At 53.0% G+C, this 7099-nt stretch carries 7 protein-coding genes; 3 read left to right on the plus strand and 4 right to left on the minus strand.

What is annotated here, in order from left to right; genetic code table 11:
• The 3 genes from H261_RS25160 to H261_RS21980 all read right to left on the minus strand — a co-directional run.
• A partial coding sequence (locus H261_RS25160) for a bacteriohemerythrin (RefSeq protein ID WP_152427057.1) occupies positions 1–916 on the minus strand: 916 nt, incomplete at its 3' end.
• A gap of 28 nt (positions 917–944) precedes the next feature.
• The gene (locus tag H261_RS21975; RefSeq protein WP_040477206.1) at positions 945–2255 is read right to left on the minus strand and encodes a methyl-accepting chemotaxis protein; all 1311 of its coding nucleotides are present in this window, start codon (positions 2253–2255) and stop codon (positions 945–947) included.
• A 14-nt stretch (positions 2256–2269) separates the two neighbouring features.
• Positions 2270–2809 (minus strand): PAS domain-containing protein, encoded by a 540-nt coding sequence (locus H261_RS21980; protein ID WP_040477208.1) that lies wholly within the window; start codon positions 2807–2809, stop codon positions 2270–2272.
• A 167-nt stretch (positions 2810–2976) separates the two neighbouring features.
• Here H261_RS21980 and H261_RS21985 point away from each other — a divergent pair, with 167 nt between their 5' ends.
• On the plus strand, positions 2977–3750 hold the full coding sequence (locus H261_RS21985) for an Hpt domain-containing protein (protein ID WP_008622117.1): 774 nt from the start codon (positions 2977–2979) through the stop codon (positions 3748–3750).
• A gap of 486 nt (positions 3751–4236) precedes the next feature.
• On the opposite strand, the gene H261_RS21995 is transcribed toward H261_RS21985, so the two are convergent.
• A complete protein-coding gene (locus H261_RS21995; RefSeq protein WP_008622119.1) occupies positions 4237–5538 on the minus strand; it encodes a diguanylate cyclase domain-containing protein in 1302 nt (433 codons plus the stop codon).
• A gap of 592 nt (positions 5539–6130) precedes the next feature.
• Here H261_RS21995 and H261_RS26285 point away from each other — a divergent pair.
• Both H261_RS26285 and H261_RS22010 read left to right on the plus strand, forming a co-directional pair.
• Positions 6131–6814: a hypothetical protein gene (locus tag H261_RS26285; RefSeq protein WP_235063018.1), complete on the plus strand. Its 684-nt coding sequence runs from the start codon at positions 6131–6133 to the stop codon at positions 6812–6814.
• 19 nt (positions 6815–6833) lie between these two features.
• On the plus strand, positions 6834–7099 hold a 266-nt coding region (locus H261_RS22010), incomplete at its 3' end, for a hypothetical protein (RefSeq protein WP_040477210.1).

The following is a 7099-nucleotide window of genomic DNA, read 5'->3' on the forward strand; positions in this document are numbered from 1 at the left end:
GGATAAAAGGCTTCCGCCTTTCTACATGACCAACAATCTGATCTCTCAATTGGCCGGATGAGAATGGAATAAGAAGCACAGAATCAGTTCCTGAAGACATGGCACTACGAACCGCCACTTCATCCCTTGTTGAAAGGATCAATACCGTCAATACGAATGGATCGCAATTTGTTTGTATAGAGCGGATTTGGCGAATGAAATACGTCGAATCATTTCCGTCAACCGCAGCGTCCATGATAACAATCTGGAAGCCGCCATTTCTGCATGATTCATCAAGGGCAATAAAGTTATTTGACTCCTCTATGTTTGAAATACCAATCTCATTTAGTGTGAATCTAATTCCAGATCGAATTGTGCTGCTTGGAACGCAAATTAATGCCGTTATTTTAGCGTAATCTATCTTCACCTTGGCAGGCACGATGACAGTAGGAACTCCCACTTTTTCAGGCTCTTCATTCTCAAGAGCGTCGAGAGCAAGATACGCAAGCGGCCTCTGATCAACGTCGTCATCAGTCAGCAGTGACCTGAACTTCATGTCCTCATTCATAATGTGACTTGCAAGCCACTTAAGGACAAGATCGTGCAGTTTCTCCGCAACGGACAAACGTCCGCCACGATACAGCCTGATAACCTCATTAATTTTGCGATTGAAGGCAAAGTGCTTTGCACGATGATCTTCAAAGTGTTGAAAGCCAACCTTAGCCATGGCCTTTTCTTCACGGAGAAAGTGCCCTGCGACATATTCTTCGAGCATCGCCAAGGCACTATCGATTACGAATTTGCTTTCCGCTGCATCTAAATCGACGCACTTGAGCAAATTGGCAATTTCAAAGAATGCCTTGTGATCGCTGTCAATCGCAGCATTCCCTACAGAGAAAGCGTCTGACCACCCAGCGATTTGGCACGCTTCCGTCATTCAGCAAAATCTCCATGAACTCCGCTGATTACCGCCCGCCAATTCGGGCAATAAAACCATCCACCTCGCGGCTAAGATTTTCAGACTGCCGCGACAATTCCGATGCAGCATCAGCAACCTGACCAGCGGATTCGGTAGCTTCTGCGGCAGTCGCTTGAACCGTGATGATCGCTGAGGATACTGCGGACGTTCCGGTTGCAGCTTCCGCGACATTACGTGCGATTTCCACGGTGACCGCATTTTGCTCTTCCACGGCACCGGCCACGGCGGACGATGTTTCCTCGATCTGGGATACGGTTCGAGTGATTTCCTGAATGGCCTTGATAGCTTCGGCGGCGACTTCCTGGATATGGGCCACCTGGGAGGTGATGTCTTCGGTTGCCCTGGCCGTTTGGTTTGCCAAGTTCTTGACCTCGTTCGCCACCACGGCAAAGCCCTTCCCGGCATCACCGGCACGAGCCGCTTCGATGGTGGCGTTGAGAGCCAAAAGATTGGTCTGGGCGGCGATGTCATTGATCAAGCTGACAATGGCTCCAATCCGTTGGGCGGCATCACTGAGGCCATGGACCGTCGTATCGGTACGAGACGCAACCCCGGCTGCTTCCGAGGCTACGGTGGCAGCACGATGGACCTGGGCACTGATCTCCTTAATGGAGGCAGAGAACTCCTCCACGGCAGAGGCCACGGCCTGGACGTTGACCGAGGCTTGTTCCGCCGCTGCGGCAACCGTCATGGCTTGATGGCTGGTGTCGGTGGACTGTGCCGACATGGCCCCCGAAGATGCTTCCAGTTCTGTGGCAGCGGCAGCCACTGCGTTCACCACCGGCTTTACCTGATTGTTGGCAAAGGCGATGAACTCAGCGTCCCTGGCTTCCATTCGCTTCAAAGCTTGGTTGATGGTCTTGGCGTACAGAACGAAATCGCCACGCAAACCTGTGGTGATAATCCGGCGGTAATATCGACCATGATTGGCGGACTCGACTGCGGCGAATGCCTCTTTTCCAAAGGCTTCGGCGAGGTCCAGCAATCGGTTGATGTTGTGTTGCAGGACTCCAATGCCATCGCTGGCACGGACGTCCAGAATTCGAGCATTGAGGTCACCACTGGAGGACCGGCCAAGCACGTGGATCGCGGTGGAAAGATCACCTGCCATTCTTCGAGCAGAACCGCCGATCTTGATGCCTCCGACAACTCCAAGCAGGGATGCGACAATCACGACCCAATGGGCGATACTCGAACCACCAAGCAGCCCGAATGTTCCCGCCAGTAAGCAGATCGACGAAGGAACCAGCATCCCAAGGGATAAGGTTCGGGCATATGAGCCGAGGGTCAATTCCATGTGGCGGCCTCTGATCAATTTTCTGGCGTGATGGTGAAGATGAAACGGTCATAGCTATCGAATCCCGCCGTTGCTACGGCGTCGTTCAGCATTTTCCATGATCGCTCAAGCCCAACCTTTGAATCTGGATGGCGGCGTTCTTCTTCCAACAGCGAACGGTAAAGCGGCTTGATCGTCTCCAATGCGGCCTTCTCGGGCACCCGTCGATTGGAGTGATATCCGATGATCTGACCGGCAGCGTCGAGGTTCGGGGTGACATGGGCGAATACCCAGTAGTTGTCGCCATTCTTCGCCATGTTGTTCACATATGCGAATATCTCTCGGCCATCGACAATGGTGTCCCAAAGCAGTTTGAAGACGCATCGCGGCATTTCGGGGTGCCGTATGACCGAATGTGGCTTTCCCATCACCTCGGCCTCGGCATAGCCGCTCACTGTCAAAAACACATCGTTTACGTAGGTCAGCCGTCCTTTGGGATCGGTCTTGCTGACGATCAATTCGTCATGAGCAAAAGTTCGCTCGCGACCTGATGGAGTTTTACGGTCACCCGTCATCTCCGACACATCTCCTAGATTGAATGGATTATGAACATGGCCTGATGAGCATACTGAATCGATAAATGAATGGTAAACGATTGATATAAAGGTATCGCATCCGTTTATGAATTTCGATAGGGTTCTGAGCGACGACAAGCCGTAGACATTGTGAAATTGGGGGCACAATGAGCCGAGAAAGTGGACACGACCAGTTTGCGGTTTTCGATGAGATTCGAGATGAATTTTTCGATGACGCCATGGAGCGGCTTCGTGCCCTTGAATTCGTTCTGGATAACGGCCGCCAAGGCCGGATCACCCGCTCGGAACTGATTGGAAACTTTCGGCGGCTCGCCCTGTATCTGCGTGGACAGGCGGCTGGATTTGGCTTGAACGCCCTCTGTGCTATGGCCCACAAGCTCGACGAATATCTTGCGGACGCCCCTGAAACGCTGCCTCCGCGAATCTGGATCGATCTTGAAACCTATATCGATGAGCTATCTAAACAGGTTGGTAGTCGCGGCACAGAAATCCAGCCCGATTTCTCCCGGCTTCCACAAAAACTTGCTTCAACACTGGATGAAATCGAGATCAGACGCATCGAAGTGATGCTGGTTGCTCCCCATGGGGCACAGTCGCATTTCGTTGAACGTGAACTTCGCCAATGTGGCTACAGAACCTCAGTGGTCCCCGATACCGTCTTGGCGTTGTCAATGGTGGTTCAGACGAAACCAGACCTCATTATCATCTCGGCGGTCATGCCGGGATTGGACGGAATCGATCTGGCGATAGGGTTGTCGGCCATGCCCTCAACCCGTAACATTGCAATCGCCGTCATTACCAGCCTGGATCGGGACGCCGGTGTGTTGACGCTGTTGCCGAAGAAGGTTCCCGTCATTTTCAAAGGCCCGAACTTCGCGGATGACCTGTTCAAGGCCCTTGATAGCCTGTTTATGATTTAGTCTGGGGCTGCTGCCCGGCTCCTAACTTGGCGGATTTTCCAGTCGGCCGCAGACATCGCAGAAATGGCATTTCTCGTTCATCCACTGCCGAATGCCAGTCAACAAGCAACGATGCGTACCGCATTCCAGCAAGTAGCCGTAACAGGCCATCATGTTGGGAAATTCCATCTCATACAGGATCGGAATTACGGCCTCCCTGATCGCCATGGGTGCTTCGGCTAAGGTGTCGCACATCTCGGACTCCCTCCCCGCCCAACACGGGTCGCCATCATACTAATGGTGTATAAATCATACCTCCGAATAGGTTCGGGTTAAATAATAATTAACGCTGCAACGATCTTTTGCGGTGCAGCGGCGATGGGAGGCACGATATCGACTCTCGGGACGAAAAATATCGAAGGCCGTTGCACCCTTCTCATTTTCGACGAAAAAATACCAAACTCAGCCAATTGTTTGAGGGCGTAATAGTGCCGTCGGTTGGCCTCCTCAAGATTTCTCGACTTCCCACAGAATATCTGGAAAGAGGCACACCCCTCCGGTGCGTTTCGCCAAGTACATCGCCTTATCCGCCTTATCGATCAAATCTATCGACTCTGTTGAGTCATCTGGATAAAGAGCAATGCCGAGGCTGGCCCCCAGACTGTGTTCAACGCCATCTATGGTTTCCGGTGATGAGACAGCAACCATGATCTTGCCGACCAACCTGCGAATCTCCTTCTCACCTGAAATTTCCTCCAGAATGGCTACGAACTCATCACCGCCAATCCTGGCTACCGTATCGGTCTTTCTCAGGCAGTTGCTCAGCCTCTTGGCAACGCCGATAAGGACCATATCTCCGACTGCATGTCCGTATGTATCATTGACCGGCTTGAACTTATTGAGGTCGATGAACACCAAGGCAATCCGTGTCTGATGCCGATCCGCTCGCGTGATAGCGGCTTCCAGACGGTCTCCAAACAAAAACCTGTTGGGAAGGCCAGTCAGAGAATCATGGTGTGCAAGGTGCCGAATATGCTCTTCGGCACGTTTGCGTGCCGTGATGTCTCGCACCACGCTGGCATAAGCGACCCCTTCGCCTTGCTGCATTTCGCTGACCGAAGCTTCCATGGGGAAGGCGACGCCATCCTTCCGCATCCCCATCAATTCCTCTCCCATCGACAATATGTCATGCCAGCCCTGCCCAGCCTCCTGGCCCAACTTCTTGGCAACGGGATCAGGAACCAATTGTCGGATGCTCTTGCCGATAACTTCGTCGGCCTTGAAATCAAAGATGCGTTCGGCGGCGGGATTGAAGGTCTGAACGATGCCGTTTTTATCGACGGTGACGATACCGTCAGCCACGGTATTGATGATCCCTTCAAGCCACTGCTCTCGTGCCCGCAAGGCACGGGCCGACTTCAGGTGATCCGAGATATTGCGGGCCTCAATGATGAATATCTCTTCACCGGGCATCCCCAGGCGGTTGACCCACATTTCCACATCAATTTCCAAGCCATCCCGGTGCAGAAGCTTCAGGGGTATCACCTGCTCTTCGGCAAGCAATTCGAGGCCCAGACCGACAAGATCGGCATAATCAGGGTGAAAGAGCCCGCCAATTTCAGATTCCAAAAGCACCGATTTTTCGTACCCAAGCCAGCGTAGCCCTGCGGGATTGATGAAAACGATCTGATGGCTTTGGACGAGAATTATGAGGTTCTGCATCTGCTCAAGAAGATCAAGCCTGACCTCCCAGCCGTCCTTCGCCGTGCCGCTGATCAGTTCCAATTCACGGAGAAATTTTGAAGCCATCAAACTTCCTATGAGTCCAATTCGCTGGTCGTGGCCGCAGGTGGGATATCGGCTTTGACAAGCCCAATGAGATCAATGCTCTCCAGTCAGTCACCAGTTCACTCTACCATGACGATTTTCTGTGCGACATAGCCGCCAGCCATGCCCCCGGCTCAATCTGATCTGCCCGGTGTTGGCGATCAGATCGAACGTCACGGGAAGCCCCTGAAGTCCGTTTTCCGGACATTCCGTCGCCGCCGGTGAACCGAGAATTCAAGATTTTTGAAACCGTGACATTCGGGCCGCACACTTCCATACGCTGCGGGAAACAATGCCAGGACGAGAGTGTTCACCTTAGGTTCCAAAAGGACCGGCCAATTGATTCCTATTCCGTACGAAACCGTAAATCCGCCAGATTTAAATATCTGGCGGATTTTACCCTGAATACAACCCTGATGATATATTTCTATAAGAATGTTTTTGAACAATCTTGGTTATTTTTGGAGTTGACTAACAGCACATTGCGGCCGTAGTACGCAAAACAACACGGCGAAACCTCCATATTCACGGAGAATTTTGTCGTTGAATTTATGCGTCACTGGAGAACGCTGCGATGAATATTAAACGTGGACGATTCGATCAGATCGAAACTGTCGATTCGAAGCCAGCAACCAGCATCCTGGATCACTTTAAGGCCGCTCTCCCCGAGCGGTTCGTAAAGTTTGACAATGCATGTCGCGGGGATGCCCTGAACCACGATCTGTACGGGGTTGATCCCGAACAGGATGTGGCCGTGGTTCAGGTCCGGCACAGCTTCCGCCGTTACCGCAATGGCTTTCTCAACCAGCACAAAACCTACGTCCTCTGTGGGTTCAACGAATTGACCAAGCAGCCGTTCCGGCACCCAGTTGGTGCCGCTGCCGTTCGGGCTTCAATCCGCCGCGATCCGACCGATCCAGCAGCACCTGTTCGGGCTGCACAACGATGGATGTGGGAGGTGACCGAACGCCAATTGGCAATTGGCATTCGGCAGGGCGATGTGCTGCTGGTTCCCGAACGCGGTCAGCCCAAGGTCGCCAAGGAAATCGGAACTGAACATATCGTCGGTCAAAGCCATCAAATTCGGGCAGCCAGGGTCGTGGTCACCATTGATGGGCGGGTCTGGGCCTTCTCCCCAAGCGTTTGGCACTCGAAGAACCAGCACGACCCGATCTTTGCCGACCACGAGGGCTGGCACTCGGTTCGGGTCGCCCGCGAGGAAATGGCCTGGAACTTCAGCGTCAGATTAGGTGATTGAGGGCTGGGAGGTCACAGAAATGGACAAGATCATCAAACTGCTGGCCATAGCCCTCGACTCCGCTGCAACCGACCCTGAACGGTTGACCGCATTGGGGAAGATTGCCACGGACCTCAAGGCCAAAGGAATCCACGCAAGCCAATTGTCGATCAGGACGGATGACTTCGAGATCGGTGGTGTCTCCGTGAACTGGGAAAAGGAGGCCAAGGAATCGTGGGAGGAGATTACTCGCCTGCGGCGGGAGATTTCCAAACTCAAGGCTGCCCATAAACGGGCGGCCAAGCC

The organism is Paramagnetospirillum caucaseum, assembly GCF_000342045.1.
Lineage (GTDB): Bacteria > Pseudomonadota > Alphaproteobacteria > Rhodospirillales > Magnetospirillaceae > Phaeospirillum > Phaeospirillum caucaseum.

Coding starts and splice junctions, on each gene's coding strand:
- H261_RS21995 (WP_008622119.1), bottom strand. CDS start 5,538: ATGGCTTCAAAATTTCTCCGTGAATTGGAACTGATCAGCGGCACGGCG.
- H261_RS26285 (WP_235063018.1), top strand. CDS start 6,131: ATGAATATTAAACGTGGACGATTCGATCAGATCGAAACTGTCGATTCG.
- H261_RS21985 (WP_008622117.1), top strand. CDS start 2,977: ATGAGCCGAGAAAGTGGACACGACCAGTTTGCGGTTTTCGATGAGATT.
- H261_RS21975 (WP_040477206.1), bottom strand. CDS start 2,255: ATGGAATTGACCCTCGGCTCATATGCCCGAACCTTATCCCTTGGGATG.
- H261_RS21980 (WP_040477208.1), bottom strand. CDS start 2,809: ATGACGGGTGACCGTAAAACTCCATCAGGTCGCGAGCGAACTTTTGCT.